The organism is Nonomuraea sp. NPDC049152 (assembly GCF_040648355.1).
Taxonomy (GTDB): Bacteria; Actinomycetota; Actinomycetes; order Streptosporangiales; family Streptosporangiaceae; genus Nonomuraea.
The window spans coordinates 254,047-271,086 of record NZ_JBEZDO010000002.1 but is presented as its reverse complement, the minus strand read 5'-3'; the positions used below and the strand labels follow the sequence as shown (position 1 = coordinate 271,086).

Annotated in this window: 11 protein-coding genes; 6 read left to right on the top strand and 5 right to left on the bottom strand. The window is 71.0% G+C overall.

Going from position 1 to position 17,040, the window contains the following annotated elements; all coding sequences use genetic code 11:
- Positions 1–67: 67 nt before the first annotated feature.
- Complete coding sequence (locus AB0B45_RS04975) at positions 68–658, bottom strand: DUF5998 family protein (protein ID WP_358125423.1); 591 nt, start codon at positions 656–658, stop codon at positions 68–70.
- A 153-nt stretch (positions 659–811) separates the two neighbouring features.
- Positions 812–3,523: a GNAT family N-acetyltransferase gene (locus AB0B45_RS04970; RefSeq protein ID WP_358125420.1), complete on the bottom strand. Its 2,712-nt coding sequence runs from the start codon at positions 3,521–3,523 to the stop codon at positions 812–814.
- Positions 3,524–3,681: 158 nt separating this feature from the next.
- On the opposite strand from AB0B45_RS04970, the gene AB0B45_RS04965 reads away from it, so the two are divergent.
- On the top strand, positions 3,682–4,575 hold the full coding sequence (locus AB0B45_RS04965; protein ID WP_358125417.1) for a sugar kinase: 894 nt from the start codon (positions 3,682–3,684) through the stop codon (positions 4,573–4,575).
- Positions 4,576–4,680: 105 nt separating this feature from the next.
- Here AB0B45_RS04965 and AB0B45_RS04960 read toward each other — a convergent pair whose 3' ends face one another.
- Together AB0B45_RS04960 and AB0B45_RS04955 are read right to left on the bottom strand one after the other, a co-directional pair.
- Positions 4,681–6,765: a RecQ family ATP-dependent DNA helicase gene (locus tag AB0B45_RS04960; RefSeq protein ID WP_358125414.1), complete on the bottom strand. Its 2,085-nt coding sequence runs from the start codon at positions 6,763–6,765 to the stop codon at positions 4,681–4,683.
- Between the two features lie 106 nt (positions 6,766–6,871).
- Positions 6,872–7,696 (bottom strand): TauD/TfdA family dioxygenase, encoded by an 825-nt coding sequence (locus AB0B45_RS04955; protein ID WP_358125411.1) that lies wholly within the window; start codon positions 7,694–7,696, stop codon positions 6,872–6,874.
- Positions 7,697–7,827: 131 nt separating this feature from the next.
- Between AB0B45_RS04955 and AB0B45_RS04950 the strand changes: the two genes are divergently transcribed.
- From AB0B45_RS04950 to AB0B45_RS04940, 3 genes are all read left to right on the top strand, one after another.
- Positions 7,828–9,186 carry an alpha/beta fold hydrolase gene (locus AB0B45_RS04950; RefSeq protein WP_358125408.1) on the top strand — a complete coding sequence of 453 codons (1,359 nt, stop codon included), beginning with the start codon at positions 7,828–7,830 and terminating at the stop codon, positions 9,184–9,186.
- 10 nt (positions 9,187–9,196) lie between these two features.
- Entirely contained in the window at positions 9,197–9,772 is a 576-nt protein-coding gene (locus AB0B45_RS04945; protein ID WP_358125405.1) for a GNAT family N-acetyltransferase, read from the top strand.
- Between the two features lie 105 nt (positions 9,773–9,877).
- Positions 9,878–12,376: a DNA topoisomerase IV subunit A gene (locus AB0B45_RS04940; RefSeq protein WP_358125401.1), complete on the top strand. Its 2,499-nt coding sequence runs from the start codon at positions 9,878–9,880 to the stop codon at positions 12,374–12,376.
- 71 nt (positions 12,377–12,447) lie between these two features.
- Here AB0B45_RS04940 and AB0B45_RS04935 read toward each other — a convergent pair whose 3' ends face one another.
- A complete protein-coding gene (locus AB0B45_RS04935) occupies positions 12,448–14,325 on the bottom strand; it encodes an alpha-amylase family protein (RefSeq protein ID WP_358125398.1) in 1,878 nt (625 codons plus the stop codon).
- Between the two features lie 104 nt (positions 14,326–14,429).
- On the opposite strand from AB0B45_RS04935, the gene AB0B45_RS04930 reads away from it, so the two are divergent.
- Positions 14,430–15,608, top strand: coding sequence for an ROK family protein (locus AB0B45_RS04930; RefSeq protein ID WP_358125395.1), 1,179 nt, complete (start codon positions 14,430–14,432; stop codon positions 15,606–15,608).
- Between the two features lie 117 nt (positions 15,609–15,725).
- Complete coding sequence (locus AB0B45_RS04925; protein ID WP_358125392.1) at positions 15,726–16,997, top strand: extracellular solute-binding protein; 1,272 nt, start codon at positions 15,726–15,728, stop codon at positions 16,995–16,997.
- Positions 16,998–17,040 lie beyond the last annotated feature (43 nt).

The window sequence follows — 17,040 nt, the reverse complement described above, 5'->3', positions numbered from 1 at the left end:
GGGCGGGGTTCGGGGGCCTGGGTCGAGGGGAGGTCGAGGGGGCGAGGGGCAAGGGGCGCGGGTGCGGTCAGGTGGCGGCGCGGGCCGTGGCCTCGGAGAGGGCCTTGGCGAAGGCGAGCACGTGCCCCACCGCCTCGGGACCGTCGGCGGCCTCGCTGACGCGCAGCGACAGGTCGTCGGCCGTGATCGCGCCGGTGTAGCCGTGGTCGGCCTCGCAGTTCTCGTCGCCGCAGGTGGCGGGTTCGAGGTCGACGTGGGAGATGGCGCCCCACCCGATGGTGAGCGTCACCTCGGTCGGCGGCACGCCGGGAACGTAGGACGCGGGATCGGGCACGACCCTGGTCACCGCGACCGACTGGACGCGGGCCAGCCGTACCGCCTCGGTGGTGGTGGAGGCGTGCGAGGCCGAGACGCCCTCGGCGGGCGGGTGCTCGTCGGTGTGGCAGACCAGCAGCCGGGTGCCCGTCAGGACCAGGACGGTGACGTGCCTGCGCACCTCCATGGCCGGGTCGAACGTGGCCTCGTGGTGCACCACGTAGGCGGTCACCGCGTCCTTGCCCAGCGCGGATTCGACCGCATCGGTGACGAGGTCGGGGTAGTAGCCGCTGCGCTCGATCGCTTCACGCAGGCCCGCGGCTGAGACTCGGGTTTCCCTCATGCATCCATCCTGCCAGCCCCCGGGCACCGCTCACACTCGTAGGACAAACCACGACATATCTGGATAATTACTTTTCATGCGATTTGAGGGGATGTTTTGAGGGAGAAAAGGGAATGCAATTGCCGCTATTGATTCGGCGGCAATGTGTTTCGTTCAGGCCAGGCGACGGGGACCGCCGTCGCGCCGCGGGCCTTCGGGACTCCTGAGTACGGCACGCGCACCCAGGACGAGCACCTCCGACTCCCCCACCAGCACGGGATCCAGGTCGAGCCTGGAGACCTCCGGCAGGTCGTTGGCCAGGCGGCCGACCCTGACGAGGAGTTCCTCCAGCGCGCCGACCGCGACGGGCGGGTAGCCGTACTCGCCGAACAGCAGCGGCGCCGCCCGCACCGAGCGCACCAGGCCCGCGGCGTCCTCGCCGGTCAGCGGGGCGAGCCGGAAACCGCGGTCGCGCAGCAGCCTGGCGGTCACCTCGCCGAGCCCGAAGGAGACGACGGGGCCGAACGCGGGGTCCTCCAGCACGTTCACCACGGTCGGGACCGCGGGTTGCGGCGCCATCCGCTGCACGGCGAGCACCACGTCGGCGCCCAGCTGGCCCGCGAGGTCGGCGTAGGCGTGGCGGACGGCGGCGGCCGAGGTGAGCCCCAGGCGTACGGTGCCCGCGCGCTTGGCGGCCTCGGGGTCGGCGGCCTTGAGCACGACGGGCCAGCCGAGACGTTCGGCGGCGGCGACGGCTTCGTCGGGGGTGGCGACGACCTCGGAGGGCCAGACGGTGAGGCCGTAGCAGGCGAGCAGCTCGGTCGCGTCGATCTCGACGGGCCCGGCGCCGGTCCTTTCGGGCGGACCGGTCCGCAGCCCGGCCGGCTCTTCGCCTTCGGCCTGGGGCTCCCGGGTGGCGGGGTCGACGGCGAGGGCGGTCTCGACGATGGCGCGGGCGGCTTCGGTGTCGAGGTGGTCGAGCTCGGGCGGCGCCCCCGGAGGCTGCTTCCTCCAGACGGCGTACCTGACCACGTGGGCCAGCGCCCTTACCGCCTCCTCCGGCGCCGCGTACGACGGGACGGACCCCCGCGCGGGCAGCGCGCCTGGGTCGGTGCGCAGCTCGGGCGGCATCCCGAGCTGCCCCTCGAACGTCGCGAGCACGGGCTTGCCCGCCTCTCGGGACACGCGCACCAGTTCGGCCGCCACCGACCTGCTGTCACCCGGGATGGGCGGCATGTAGATCACGACGGCCGCGTCCACGTCGGGGTCGGCCAGGACGCCCGCCAGAGCCGTGCCGAACTCGGCGGCCCCCGCCGTCGCGCCCAGGTTCACCGGCGGCCGCGGCTCCAGTTCGGCGCTGACGCAGGCGTCGACGGCCAGCAGCCCGAGCGCGTCGGAGTTGCTGACCAGCCCGACGCGCGGCCCCGCGGGCAGCGGCTGGCAGGCCAGGAGCTGGCCGACGTCGAACAGCTGGATGAGGTCGTCGACCCTGATCACCCCCGCCTGCTCGAACAGCGAGCTGAGCGCGCTGTCCTGCAGGCGCAGCGCGGAGGCCGAGTGGCCGATGGGCACGCCCTGGGTGGTGCCACCGCTCTTGACCACCACGATCGGCTTGCGGCGGGAGATGCGCCTGGCCAGGCGGGTGAACTTGCGCGGGTTACCCAGCGACTCCAGGTACAGCAGGATGACCTCGGTCGCCTCGTCCTCCTCCCAGTACTGCAGCAGGTCGTTGCCCGACACGTCGGCCCTGTTGCCCGCGGAGACGAAGCTGGAGATGCCGATGCCGCGCTGGGCCACCCGCTGGAGCAGGGCGGTGCCGAGCGCGCCCGACTGGCTGAAGAAGCCGACCCTGCCCCTGCCGGGGACGGTCGCCGCGAGCGTGGCGTTCAGCCGTACGGAAGGATCGGTGTTGGCGATGCCGAGGCAGTTGGGCCCGACCACGCGCAGCCCGTAGGCGCGGGCGATGCGGGCCAGCTCGTCCTGGCGCGCCCGCCCCTCCTGCCCCGTCTCGCCGAACCCCGACGAGACCACGACCAGCCCGCGCACGCCCTTCTCCGCGCACTCCTTGACGACGTCGATGACGCTGTCCGCCGGTACGGCGAGCACCGCGAGATCGACCTCGCCGTCGATGTCCTTGACGCTCGGGTAGGCCCGCACGCCCGCCACCGCCCGCACCTCGCGGTGGACGGGGTAGACCGGTCCTGTGAAGTCGGCGGCCAGCAGGTTGCGCAGCACGGTCTGGCCGACGCCGCCCGGCTCGCGTGAGGCGCCGATGACCGCGACCGAGCCGGGCGTCAGCAGCCTGGCGATCGAGCGGGCCTCCGCGCGGTGCTCGCGCGAGGCGGTGACCTCGGCCGAGGTCTCGGTGGGGGTGAGGTCGAGGGTCATGCGGACCACGCCGTCGGCGAAGCGGCTCTGCGCGGTGTAGCCGACCTGGCGCAGGACGCCCATCATCCGCATGTTGGCGGGCAGCACGTCGGCGATGAAGGTCTCGATGCCGCGCTCGCGGGCGGTGGCGGCCAGGTGTTCCAGCATGACGGAGGCCACACCCCTGCCCTGGTGGGCGTCCTCGACGAGGAAGGCGACCTCCGCCTCGGCCGGGTCGACCCTGTCGTAGCGGACGACGGCCACCATCTCGGTGCCGATGGTGGCGATGAGGGCGACCCTGTCGACGTAGTCGACGTTGGTGAAGAAGGCCACTTCCCTGTCCGACAGCTTGGGCCGCGGCCCGAAGTAGCGGAAGTAGATCGACTCGGCCGACAGCCTGGAGTAGAACGCGCGGAGCCGGTCGGCGTCGGCGGGCCTGATCGGGCGCACGTGCGCGGTACCCCCGTCGGCCAGGACGACGTCCGCCTCCCAATGGGCGGGATACTGGGTTGCCTCCACAGTCCCGAGCGTAGACCTGCGCCTCACGTGCGGTGCCCGTTGGGCAACGCTTGTGCATCGACTATGAACGCGTGTCCGGTGTATGCCCCACGAGCAGGCCTGAAGCTGTTAAGTTTTTCGGCGTCAGGCGCGAAGGATTGCAGCAAGGCGGTGACATCATGACGCGGGTCGTGGTGGTGGGCGATCTCATGACCGATGCGGTCGCGCGCGCTCGCTACGCGCTGGCCAGGGCGAGCGACACTCCGGCGATCGTCACCATGCACGGTGGCGGTTCCGGGGCCAACATCGCCTCGTGGCTTGCCGTCGAGGGTGCGGAGGTCGCGTTCATCGGCCGCCGTGGCGCCGACATCACTGGGCGTAACCGCGACATGGAGCTCATGGGCTATGGCGTGGACGCCAGGCTCGTGATGGACCCCGAGCGTCCCACGGGCACCTGCGTGGTGCTCGTCACGCACAAGGGCGAGCGCACGATGCTGTCCGATCCCGGCGCCAACGCCGCGCTGTCCCCCGAGGACCTGCCACGTGACCTGTTCAACTCGGGCGGTCATCTCCACCTGTCCGGCTACACGCTGATCAACGAGGGTTCCCGCGAGGCGGGGCTCGCCGCTCTCGAGATGGCCCGCAGGTCCGGCATGTCGATCTCGGTCGACTGCTCCTCCTCCGCGCCGCTGGAGCGCACGGGCGCCGAGCCGTTCCTCGAGTGGACCAACGGCGCCAAGCTGCTGTTCGCCAACGCCGACCAGGCCAAGGTGCTGACCGGGCGCGACGACCCCGAGGCCGCTGTCAAGGTGCTGACCGCGTGGTTCCCGCAGGTCGTCATCAAGATGAACGTCGACGGCGCCCTCTGGTACACCAACGGCAGGCCGGAGCCCGTCAGGGTCGCCGCCGAGCCCGTGGACCGGGTGGTCGACGGCACCGGCGCGGGCGACGCGTTCGCCGCGGGCTTCCTGCCCGAGTGGCTGGCGGGAAAGCCGCCCGCCGAGGCGCTGGCGGCAGGCTGCCGCCTGGCCTCGAAGGCGATCTCTCACCTCGGGGCTCGCCCCCGCCTCTAGCGCACTTTACGGTTGATACTCCCCGATGTCGTGACATGGGAGTGAAGGCCCCGCGTGCGTCCGTTACGGCCAGGCGACCCGCAGACGGCCGGCGCCGCCCGCCGGTCAGGAGGTGGTGGCCAGGGCGAGCGGCAGGACGGCGGGCGCGCCCGCGTGCCGGATCAGGGCCGCGGCCAGCGTCATCGTCCACCCGGTGTCGACCCGGTCGTCGATGAGCAGCACGGGGCCGCCGCACTGCGCGATCGCCGCTCCCAGCTCCTTGGGCATCGCCAGCGTCCCCCTGATCGCCTGCACCCGCTTGGCGCTGTTGAACTGCTGCCCCGGCGAGCCCGCCCGATAGCCCAGCTCGCCGAGGTAGGTCAGCCTGCCCACCTGGGCCAGCCGTTCGGCGAACCCCCTGACGAGCAAGGGACGCGACCCCGACGGCACGTTGACCACGGCGACGGGCCGCTGCTTCCACTCCCAGGCGGCCAGCACCTGAATGACCGCCTTGAACATGTCGTCGGCCATCGGCGCGTCTGGAGCGTTGAACAGCTCTCGCAGCCGGTTGCCCCACCCGATGTCGGTCAGCCTGCCGAGCGCCCTGCCCGGTTCGGCGCCCAGCTCGGGCTTGATCCGCCCGGACAGGTCGGCCAAGCCGGTCGGCCACTGCCTGCGCGCGTCCACCTCGACGCCCGGCCTGGTCAGCATCTGCCTGGCACTCTCCACCGCGACCGCCGCGATCTCCGGCGAACGGTGCGTGCCCGTGCAGTTGTCGCACCGCCCGCACGGCGCCGCCGCCTCGTCGTCGAGCCGCTTGCGCAGGTATTCCTCCCTGCACGCGGTCGTGGTCAGGTAGCCGAGCATGGACTCCTGCTCGGACCTGCGTTCGGCGGCGATACGGGCGTAGCGCTCGGCGTCGTAGGCCCACTCCTCGCCGGTCGCCGTCCAGCCGCCCTTGACCCTGCGGACCGCGCCGTCGACGTCGAGGACCTTGAGCATCATCTCCAGGCGGCTGCGGCTCAGGTCGACGACCGTCTCGAGGGCCTGGGTGGACATCACGCCGCCCTGCTCCAGCGCCTGGAGCGTGGTCCGCACGACCGGCTCGGGCGGGAAGGCGAGCGAGGTGAAGTACGCCCAGATGTCGCGGTCCTCCGTGCCGGGCAGCAGGATGACCTCGGCCCGCTCCACCCCGCGGCCGGCGCGGCCGACCTGCTGGTAGTAGGCGACGGGTGACTGCGGCGCGCCGACGTGGATGACGAAGCCCAGGTCGGGCTTGTCGAAGCCCATCCCGAGCGCGCTGGTCGCCACCAGCGCCTTGATCTTGTTGTTGAGCAGGGCCTCCTCTGCGGCCAGGCGCTCGGCGGGCTCGGTCTGACCCGAGTAGGCGGCCACCTCGTGACCCTGTTCCCGCAGGTAGCCGGCGATCTCGTGGGCCGCGGCGACCGTGAGCGTGTAGACGATGCCGGAGCCGGGCAGCTCGTTGAGCGTCTGGGCGAGCCAGGCGAGACGCTGCTCGGCGGTCGCCAGCCGTACGACGGACAGGTGGAGGCTGTCGCGCTCGAGCGGCCCGCGCAGGACCAGGGCGTCGTCACCGCCCAGCTGCTCGGCCACGTCGCGGGTGACGCGCGCGTTGGCGGTGGCGGTCGTGGCCAGCACGGGGATGCCGGGCGGCAGCTCCTCGAACAGGGTCGCCAGCCTGCGGTAGTCGGGGCGGAAGTCGTGGCCCCAGTCGGAGATGCAGTGGGCCTCGTCGACGACCACGAGCCCCGCGCTCTCGGCCAGCTCGGGCAGGACGTTGTCGCGGAAGTCGGGGTTGTTGAGCCGCTCGGGGCTGACCAGCAGCACGTCGACCATGCCCTCGGCGACGCGCCCGTAGATCTCCTCCCACTCCTCGGGGTTGGCGGAGTTGATGGTGACGGCGCGGATGCCGGCGCGCTCGGCGGCGGCGATCTGGTTGCGCATCAGCGCCAGCAGCGGGGAGACGATGACGGTCGGGCCCTCGCCCAGCTCCCTCAGCAGGGCGGTGGCGACGAAGTAGACGGCCGACTTGCCCCAGCCGGTGCGCTGCACGACCAGGACCCTGCGCCGGTCGACGACGAGCGCCTCGATCGCCGACCACTGGTCGTCACGCAGCCGCGCGTGCTCGCCCGCAAGAGCCCGCAGGTGGGCTTCGGCTTCTTCCCGCATCATCGCGACCGCTTCAGTCATGTGCTCCTTGTTACCAGGTCCCGCCGACGAATTCTCCCGCGTGCGGTGCTCTTGGATGAGACTGTTGCCCTCCGGGCCGCGCCCGCCCACGGCCCGGCGAGGCGGATCAGGCGGGGTCGGCGTGCTCGGGGAAGGCGTTGACGGTGACGCGGTGCATGCGACGCCGCTCGGTGTAGTCGGCGACGGCGTAGTGCTGGGTGGAGCGGTTGTCCCAGAAGGCGAGCGTGCCCGGACGCCAGTTCAGCCGCACCTGGTACTCGGCCGAGCGGATGTGGTCGATCAGCAGGGGCAGCAGCGCCTCGTTCTCCCTGTCGGTGAGGCCGACCAGGCGGGTCGTGGACGCGCGGTTGACGAACAGCGCCTTGCGTCCCGTCTCTGCGTGGGTACGGACCACGGGACGCACCAGCGGCGGCCACTTGGCCTGGACTTCGGCCAGGTCGAAGGGGTGCCCCTTGGAGATGGCCTTCTTCATGGAGGCCGTGATGTCGTGCACGGCCTCCAACTCGTCGCACAGGCGCTGCAAGGGCGGCGAGAGGGTCTCGTAGGCGAGGTAGGTGTTGGCCCAGAGCGTGTCGCCGCCGACGCTCGGCAGTTGGACGCAGCGCAGCAGGGAGCCCATCGGCGGGGTCGGCTCGAAGGTGTTGTCGCTGTGCCACTCGTCGCCGCCCTCGCCCTTGGGGTCGGTCTGGTCGAGCACGTGGATGGGGCTGGCGCCGTCCTTCTTGAAGGCGGGGTGGTTGAGGGTGCCGAAGTTCAGCGCGAACTGCAGGTGCTGCTCGTCGTCGATGTGCTGGTCGCGGAAGAAGAGCACGAGGTGGTCGAGCCAGCCTTGCCTGATGGTGGCGACCTCCTCAGGCGAGAGCGGTTTGCGCAGGTCGACGCCGGTCACCTCGGCGCCGATGTGCTTGGTCACCGGACGGAACTCGATCATGACGCCTCCAGGGGATCTCCTCTTCGGGACCGTACTTGCCAAGCAATTGCTTGGTCAAGACGACGACGGGTGAGGGATATCAGACCGTGGTCTGATGTGTGGGAACCCCGGGATTCGGCAGCGTGTCCGCCATGATCACACGTGCCGTTCTGACCCTCGCGTTGCTGGCCCCCGCTGCCCCCGCCGCCCTCGATCCTGCCCCTGCGCCCACCGCCCCCGCCGAGCGGATGGAGAGCCTGGAGGTCACCGTCCCCGTCGACTGGTCCAAGCCCGAAGGGCGCAAGCTCACCCTCAAGGTCGGCAGGCTGCGCGCCACGGGAGAGTCGGCAGGGTCGGTCCTCATCGCGTACGGCGGGCCCGGCGCGCCGGGGATCAAGCTGACCGAGTCCATGCCACAGCTGTGGAGCGACCTGCGCAAGCGGATGGACATCGTCACCTGGGACACCCGCGGCTACGGCGAGCAGTTCCAGGGCACCAGCACGGGACTGCCGTGCGTATGGACGCGCGTCCCCGTCCCCGCCTTCCCGCGCGACGACGCCGAGTTCGCCAGGATGTCCGACACCAACCGCGGCATCGCGGAGGCCTGCCGTAACCGCGACCCCGAGCTGTTCGCGAACATGAGCTCGGCCGACCACGCCAGGGACATGGAGGCGATCAGGAAGGCGCTCGGCGAACCCAAGCTCACCTTCTACGGCGCCTCCTACGCCGGCTTCTACGGCCAGGCCTACGCCGGATTGTTCCCCGGCAAGGTGCGGGCGATGGTCCTGGACGGCACGTGGAACCACAGCACCGCCGACTGGGTCAAGGAACTGGAGGACACCGCGCGGCAGAACGAGCAGGCCATGGGCCGCTACTTCGCCTCGTGCGAGGCGCAGGAGTGCAAGCCGTCCTTCTGGCGAAGGCTGGTCGCCAGGGCTGATCGCTCCCCCGTCCCGGCCGGGACCGGCGTCGCCTACGACGGCCGTGACCTGCAGGGTCTCGCCATGGGGTTCGTCCGGCAGGGGCCGGAGGGCTGGAAGAGGCTCGCGGCGGCGATCGGGAAGGCCGCGCGCGGCGACGCGTCAGGTTTCGTGCCCCCACGCGGCCTGCGCTACCCGGACGTCGCGACGGGCGTCACCGAGTGCGTGGACTGGCCGCGGTTCGGCACTCGCGAGGAGATGGCCGCGACGGTGGCCAGGCTGAACCGGATCGCGCCGGACACCGGCACCGCGAACACGCTGGCGACGGCGACGCTCACGTGCGTGGGATGGCCGGTCAAGGTGACCAATCCGCCGAGCCCGCTGCCGAAGGGCCTGCCGCCGCTGGTCGGCGCGGGCGCGTGGGGCGAGTCGGACGCCGTGGCACGGGTGCTCGCCCAGGTGCCGGGCAGCGGCCTTGTACGGCACGAGGGGCCGGGCCACACGCTCTACCTGACCAACGCGTGCGCCAGGGGCCACCTCGACCGCTACCTGACGGACCTGGTCGTCCCCGCCAAGGGGACCACGTGCTGAAATATCGGGCGTGGATGTCATCACCTCGTATCTCGAACAGCGCTCGCCCGACGCGCTGATCCCCGCCAAACCGCCTCGGCTGCCGGTCGAGGTGGTGCGGGCGGAGGTCGCCTCGCCCGAGTTCAGCCGGTTCCTCTACACGGCGGTCGGCGGCGACTGGCAGTGGACGGGGCGGCTCACCTGGACCTACGACGAGTGGATGGAGTACCTGACCAGGCCCGGCATCGAGACCTGGGTCGCCTGGCACAGGGGCACCCCAGCCGGTTACGTCGAGTTGGAGCCGCAGCCAGGGGCGCAGGTGGAGATCGCCTACTTCGGGCTGCTGCCGTTCGCGATGGGCGGGGGCGTGGGCGGCCACCTGCTCTCGGTCGGTACGGCACGCGCGTGGGACCTGGCCTCGCGCTGGCCGGGCCTGCCCGCCACCGAACGCGTGTGGCTGCACACCTGCTCGCTCGACGGGCCCGCCGCGCTGGCGAACTACCTGGCTCGGGGCTTCCAGGTGTACGACGAGCGGCTGAACGAGCCCGGTGACGTGGACGAGGGCGAGACCCCTGGACCGTGGCCCGGCGCCCGCCGCCCGTCCTGAGGAGCCCGGACAAACCGGGAACCGCCGGGGCGACTTCCCCCTTCATGCCGGGCAAACACGTGGCTGAGTCGCGGGCACCCGAGATTCTTCGGCACAATGTTCGACATGGCCCGACGGACGACCACACCCCCACCTGACGAGGACTTCGAGGAGCGGATCGTCGACATCGACGTTTCCGCTGAGATGCGCACGAGTTTCCTCGAGTACGCCTACTCGGTGATCTACCAGCGCGCGCTGCCCGACGCGCGCGACGGGCTCAAGCCCGTCCAGCGGCGCATCCTCTACTCGATGAGCGAGATGGGCCTGCGCCCCGACCGCGGGCACGTGAAGTCCTCACGCGTCGTCGGCGACGTCATGGGCAAGCTCCATCCCCATGGCGACAGCGCCATCTACGACGCGCTGGTGCGCTGCGCCCAGCCGTTCTCGATGCGCATCCCGCTGGTCGACGGCCACGGCAACTTCGGCTCGCCCGACGACCTGCCGGCCGCCATGCGTTACACCGAGGCCAGGCTGACCCCCGCGGCCATGCTGATGGTGCAGTCGATCGACGAGGACACCGTCGACTTCAAGCCCAACTACGACGGCCAGGAGACCGAGCCGACGGTTCTGCCGTCGGCTTTCCCCAACCTGCTGGTCAACGGCACGACCGGCATCGCGGTCGGCATGGCGACCAACATGGCGCCGCACAACCTCGTCGAGGTCGTCGCGGCCGCCCGCCACCTGATCAAGAAGCCCGACGCGACGCTCGACGAGCTGATGAAGTTCGTGCCCGGGCCCGACCTGCCGACGGGCGGCTCGATCATCGGGCTGCAGGGGGTGCGCGACGCCTATGAGAGCGGGCGCGGCACCTTCCGGATGCGCGCCAAGTGCGCGGTCGAGCAGACCACCCCCCGCCGCAAGGGCATCGTCGTCACCGAGCTTCCGTTCAACGTCGGCCCCGAGCGGGTGATCGGCAAGATCAAGGAGCTGGTCAACGCCAAGAAGCTCCAGGGCATCGCCGACCTGAAGGACCTCACTGACCGGCACAAGGGCCTGCGCCTGGTCATCGAGATCAAGAACGGCTTCATCCCCGAGGCCGTGCTGGAGGAGCTCTACCGGCTCACGCCGATGGAGGAGACCTTCGGCATCAACAACGTCGCGCTGGTCGACGGCGAGCCCCGCACGCTGGGCCTGCGCGAGCTGCTGAAGGTCTACGTCGAGCACCGGCTCGAGGTCGTGCGGCGCCGCTCCGAGTATCGCAAGCGCAAGCGCGAGGAGCGCTTGCACCTGGTCGACGGCCTGATCATCGCGCTGCTCAACATCGACGAGGTCATCCAGGTCATCCGTTCCAGCGACGACTCCGCGCAGGCGCGTGCCCGCCTGATGGAGGTCTTCGAGCTGTCGGAGATCCAGGCCGCCTACATCCTCGACACGCCGCTGCGCCGCCTGACCCGCTTCGACAAGCTGGAGCTCGACAGGGAGAAGGAGACGCTGTCGGAGGAGATCGCCGACCTCAGCGACATCCTGTCCTCCGACGCGCGGCTGCGCCAGGTGGTCTCGGGCGAGCTGGCCGACGTGGCCAAGAAGTACGGCACGCCCCGCCGTACCGTGCTGCTGGAGTCGTCGGGCGTGGCGCGCAGCGCCGCGGTGACCTTGGAGGTTCCCGACGACCCGTGCCTGGTGCTGCTGTCGTCGACGGGGCTGCTGGCGCGCACCAGCGACGCCTCGCCGCTGGCCGGTGGCGACGAGCGCTCGGCCCACGACGTGCTGATCTCGGCGGTGCGCAGTTCCGTCAGGGGCGACGTGGGCGTGGTGACCTCCCACGGGCGCATGATCCGCGTCAACGTGGTCGACCTGCCGACGCTGCCGCCCTCGGCGAATCCGCCCTCGCTGTCAGGGGGCCACCCGATCGCCGAGTACGTCTCGCTCAACCCCGACGAGGTCGTGGTCGGCCTGGGCTCGCTCGATCCCGACGGTCCAGGGCTCGCGCTGGGCACCGCGCAGGGCGTGGTGAAGCGGGTGGTGCCCGACTATCCGGGCAACCGTGACGACTTCGAGGTCATCGGGTTGAAGGACGGCGACACGGTCGTCGGCGCGGTGGAGCTGGATTCGGAGGAGCACGACCTGGTGTTCATCACCTCCGACGCGCAGCTGCTGCGCTACCAGGCCTCGGTGGTGCGCCCGCAGGGCCGTCCCGCGGGCGGCATGGCGGGCGTCAGGCTCGACGACGGGGCCACCGTCATCTGGTTCGGCGCGGTCGATCCCGCCCAGCCCTCGCAGGTGGTGACGATCGCGGGATCGGCCACGGCGCTGCCCGGCACGCAGGTGGGCGGCGGCAAGGTGTCCGACTACGCGGAGTTCCCGCCGAAGGGCAGGGCGACGGGAGGCGTACGGGCGCAGCGTTTCCTCAAGGGTGAGGACGTGCTGTTGCTGGCGTGGGCGGGGCCAGGGCCGGCGAAGGCGGTGTCGGCGGTGGGCAAGCCGGTGCCGTTGCCGGAGGAGATCAGCAGGCGCGACGGGTCGGGGCTGCGCCTGACCCACACGATCGCCGCCATCGGCGGGGCGTTGCGGGCGGGCCAGGAAGAGGAGCCACCGGCCGCGCCCGAGGAGCCCCAGCCCGCCTGACCCTCTCTCCCGGACCCCGCCGTCGAGGTGGGGTCCGGAAGTACCGGGGCTGCGACGGGCTTCATGCGGGGTCAGAGCGAGAAGAGGTCTCCCGCCTCGGCCGCAGCCGAACGCGCGTCCCCGAAGGCGACGGCGGCGGGCACGGCCGAGTCGAGGAAGGTGTTGACCCCCTTGACCAGGTGATCGTCGAGCCGTCCTGCGGCCAGCCTGACCACGGCCGCGCCGCCGCGGCAGGTGACGACCTTCAGCGTGCCGCCCTCCACCGCCACCTCGATCGGCTCGTCGTTGTCACTGTGGGCCAGGACCGTGAGGTAGCGGACGTCGCTCGACGGGTGCGTCCTGAGGTAGGCGTCCGCCCGCCCGCGCACCACCCGTGCGGCCGGAGCGGGCAGCTGCGGAGCCTCGACGGACAGCGCGTCGGCGAGCACCGCGCACGGCCGCGCGTCCTCGTCTCGCGCGGGGAGCTCGCCGTCGACCAGCACTCGCCCGCCACCCGCGACGTGATCTGCCAGCAGCCGCTGGACGGCCCTGTCCATGCGCGGCCCGCCCGGCACGGTCACCGTCGCGTGCGCCGCCAGCCGCTCGGCCGTCGTGTGCTGCAGGTCGAGCAGCGCGTAGTCCAGCCCTGCCGCGCGCATCCTGTCGTGGTAGGCGCGCAGCGCGGCCCCGCACGCGCCGGTCCCCGCATACGGCAGGTAGAGCCCGAAGGCGCCGCCCGTCACCGGCGCGCACTCCAGGAACTCCGCCCCGTGCCGGCCGAAGAACGCCGCCAGGGCCTTGACCACCGGCGCCTTCACCGTCGCCGTCCCGTCAGCGGCGATGGGGGCGCAGTCCGGGTACGGCGGAGCGTGCCTGGCGTCCAGCGCCTCGGTCCACCACGAGGTGTTCACGCCGGTGTAGATGTTGAACCCGGTGGCCCCGGCCGCCATCGCCAGCAGCGTCTGGTGGAAACTCGTCGTCGCGTCGGCGTAGGCGCGGTCGTAGAGCTCGGAGAAGCCCCAGTTCTCCTCCAGGTTCGGGCCGGGGGCGAGCTTGGCGGCGATCACGTAGCGGGCGTGCGCGTCCGGGTCGGCGGAGACCACGCCCATCCAGTTGGTGAAGCCGTAGTGGATGTCGTCCCAGGTGGCGGGCCGTACTCTGGCCAGCCAGTCGTCCAGGTGCTCGACCGTCGGCGGGTTGAGGTTGACGACCACGGGCACGCGGCAGCCGACCGCGTCGGCCCATCGCCGGTAGACCTCGGCCAGGTAGTCGGCGTGGAAGCGGCCCCAGTCGGCGCCGGTGGGGGCGACCTGCTCCCACGAGGTGATGGCGGCGTCGTGCAGGCGGTTGTACTCCTGCGGCGTGCCGTACCACTGCTGGAGCCTGGATCTGAAGAACGCCAGCCCCGAGTCGCTGTAGTCGTAGGAGGTCAGGGGCAGGGCGCCGTTGGTGTAGAGACCCTCGTTGGCGATCTGCATCATGATCACGGGACCGTCGGGGTAGGTGGCGGCGTCCAGCACCTCCTTGCCGACCGCCGCCAGCCACTGCGCGGTCCTGTCGAAGAAGGCGGCGCCCAGCGGCGCGGGCAGCGGCAGGCCGCCCCAGCGCAACGGCTCGCCCGTGGAGTCCACCACGGGTTCGTAGGAGGCGACCCAGTCGGGCAGCCCGCCGTAGTTGGTCTCTGCGTGGATGAAGGGGCCTGGCTTGGCGATCACCTTCAGCCCCAGCTCGTGGCAGAGCCCGAAGAAGGCGATCACGTCGGTGAAGTCGGGAGCCGCATCGGGGTCGGGCTGGTGGTGCCGCCACGGGATGTAGCTGGTGATCACTTCGACGCCCAGATCGTCGCGGAGCGCCCGCAACCTGTCGGCCCAGTCAGCGGGCCGGTCCCTGTAGTAGGGGTAGTCGGCGGTCACCAGCACTTTGGGCACGCCGTCGACCATGACGACGCCTTCGCGAACCTCGATGCTCATGTCGGCACTTATTTCACATCTCACAGTAACTCGCTACACCCTACGTCTGACTTAATTCACATCGTGACCTAAGATGGCCGCAGCGATCGGGGAGGATGGCGGCCATGATGTCGGGACCACAGCGCAGGACCGTCAGAGACCTCAGGCGGGGCAACAGGGCGGTGCTGCTGCGCGCGCTCTACTTCGGCGGGCCCGCCTCCCGGCAGGAGCTGACGGGCTCGACGGGCCTCAGCGCGGCCACGGTCAGCAACGTGACGGGCGACCTGCTGGCCGAGGGCGTGATCGTGGAGGCGGGCCAGGTGGAGTCCGACGGCGGCCGCCCCCGCGTGCTGCTGCGGGTCAACCCCGAGCACGGCTACGCCATCGGCGTGGACGTCGGCGAGACCCACGTGCGGGTCGAGCTGTTCGACCTGGCGATGACCGAGCGCGCCAAGGCCGACTACGCGCTGCGCCCGGCCAGGCACGAGGCGGAGCTGGTGGCCAGGCACATCCTGGCCGGCATCGACGTCGTGCTCGCCGAGGCCGGCGTGGGAAGCGAGCGCATGCTCGGCGTCGGCATCGGGGTGCCGGGCATCGTCGAGCAGGGCCCCGGGCCTGTCATCCACGCCCAGACCTTCGGCTGGGAGTCGGTCCCGCTGGAAGCGCTCCTGCGACAGGGCACGGACCTGCCGCTGTTCATCGACAACGGGGCCAAGACCATGGGCCAGGCCGAGCTGTGGTTCGGCGCGGGCAGGGGCGCCAGGCACGCCGTCGTCGCGCTGGTGGGCTCGGGCGTGGGCGCCAACATCGTCACCGACTCCGACACCTACAGGGGCGCGACGGGCAGCGCCGGCGAGTGGGGCCACACGACCGTGGCCGTCGGCGGGCGCAGGTGCAGGTGCGGGTCGCTCGGCTGCCTGGAGGCCTACGTCGGCGCCGAGGGCGTGCTCGGCCGCTACGCCGAGGCGGGCGGCACGGTGGCCTCGGACGACGAGCAGACCGCGCTGGCCGCGCTACTGGAGGACGACTCCCCCGCGGCCAGGCGGGTGGTCGAGGAGACGGTCACCTTCCTGGGGGCGGGCCTGGGCAACCTGATCAACCTGTTCAACCCCGAGCGGATCGTCGTGGGCGGGTGGGCGGGGCTGCTGCTGGGCCGCAGGCACCTGGCCGCGCTGCGCGAGGCGGCGAGGCGGCACGCGCTCGCCCTGCCGTACGGGCAGACCACGATCGAGCTGGGCGAGCTCGGGCCCGACGCGGTGGCGCTCGGCGCGGCGACGCTGGTGGTGGAGAGCTTCCTGCGCTGACGACCGGGTGGTTGTTACAGCAGTGTTACTCGACTTTTTTTACGTCTTATATTGAAGTCCGATCTAAGCCGCCGTATGGTCTGGGCAATTTCCCCCCGACTTCGGAGGTGCTGCGCGATGCGTGGAATGATCGCTCCAGCCGTCACCGCCTTGCTCGTCGCCACCCTCGCCGCCTGTGGCGGCGGCGGTGGTGGTTCCGCCACCAGCCAGGGAACCGCCAAGACCAAGCTCGTGGTGGCCACGTTCGGCGAGTTCGGCTACCAGAGCCTGTACCAGGAGTACGAGAAGCTTCACCCGGACATCGACATCGTCGAGCGCGTCACCGCGGCCGAGGACCACCACCGGCGCATCGCCACCAACCTGGCGACGGGCAAGGGCGCGGCCGACATCGAGGCGATCGAGGAGGGCTGGATCGGCCAGTTCAAGGCCCAGCCCGACAAGTTCGCCAACCTCCTCGACCTGGGCGCCGACAAGCTCAAGAGCCGCTGGCCCGACTGGAAGTGGCAGACCTCGCTCTCCAAGGACGGCAAGCAGATCGGGCTCGGCACCGACGTGGGCGGCATGGCCATGTGCTACCGCACCGACCTGTTCAAGCAGGCGGGCCTGCCGACCGACCGCGACGAGGTCTCCGCGCTGTGGCCGACATGGGACGGCTACATCGAGACCGGCAAGAAGTTCGCCGCGGCCAAGCTGCCCAAGACCGCCTTCTTCGACGGTCCGGTCGTGATGTACCGCTCGATCCTCGGCCAGGCCGACGTCGGCCTGTACGACACCAACGACACCGTGGTCGTCGAGACCAACCCCGCGGTGCGGGCCGCCTACGACAAGACGATCGAGGCCATCAACGCCGGCCTGTCCGCGAAGATCGCCGCGTGGTCGGCCAATTGGAACGCCGGCTTCCAGCGCGGCTCGTTCGCCACCATCGCCTGCCCGTCGTGGATGATGGGGTTCATCCAGGAGCAGGCCAAGAACGCCGCGGGCAAGTGGGACATCGCCAAGATCCCCGGCGGCACCGGCAACTGGGGCGGGTCATTCCTGGCCCTTCCGAAGCAGGGCAAGAACCAGCAGAAGGCGTTCGAGCTGGCGACCTGGCTGACCGCGCCCGAGCAGCAGGCGAAGGTCTTCAGGAACAAGGGCAACTTCCCCTCCACCACCGCGCTCTACAACGACCCGGTCATCACCGACTTCAAGAACCCGTTCTTCAACAACGCGCCGGTCGGCAAGATCTTCGCCGAGTCGGTGGCGACGATGAAGGCGCAGTACCTCGGGCCGAAGGCCGGTGACATCAACACGGCGATCAACAACGCGCTGGGGCGGGTCGAGCAGGGCAAGCAGTCGCCCGACGACGCCTGGAACCAGGCGATGGTGGAAGTCAAGAAGATCCTCTAGCGCCGCCCGACGGGTGTGTCCCGCGTCAGGGGACACACCCGGC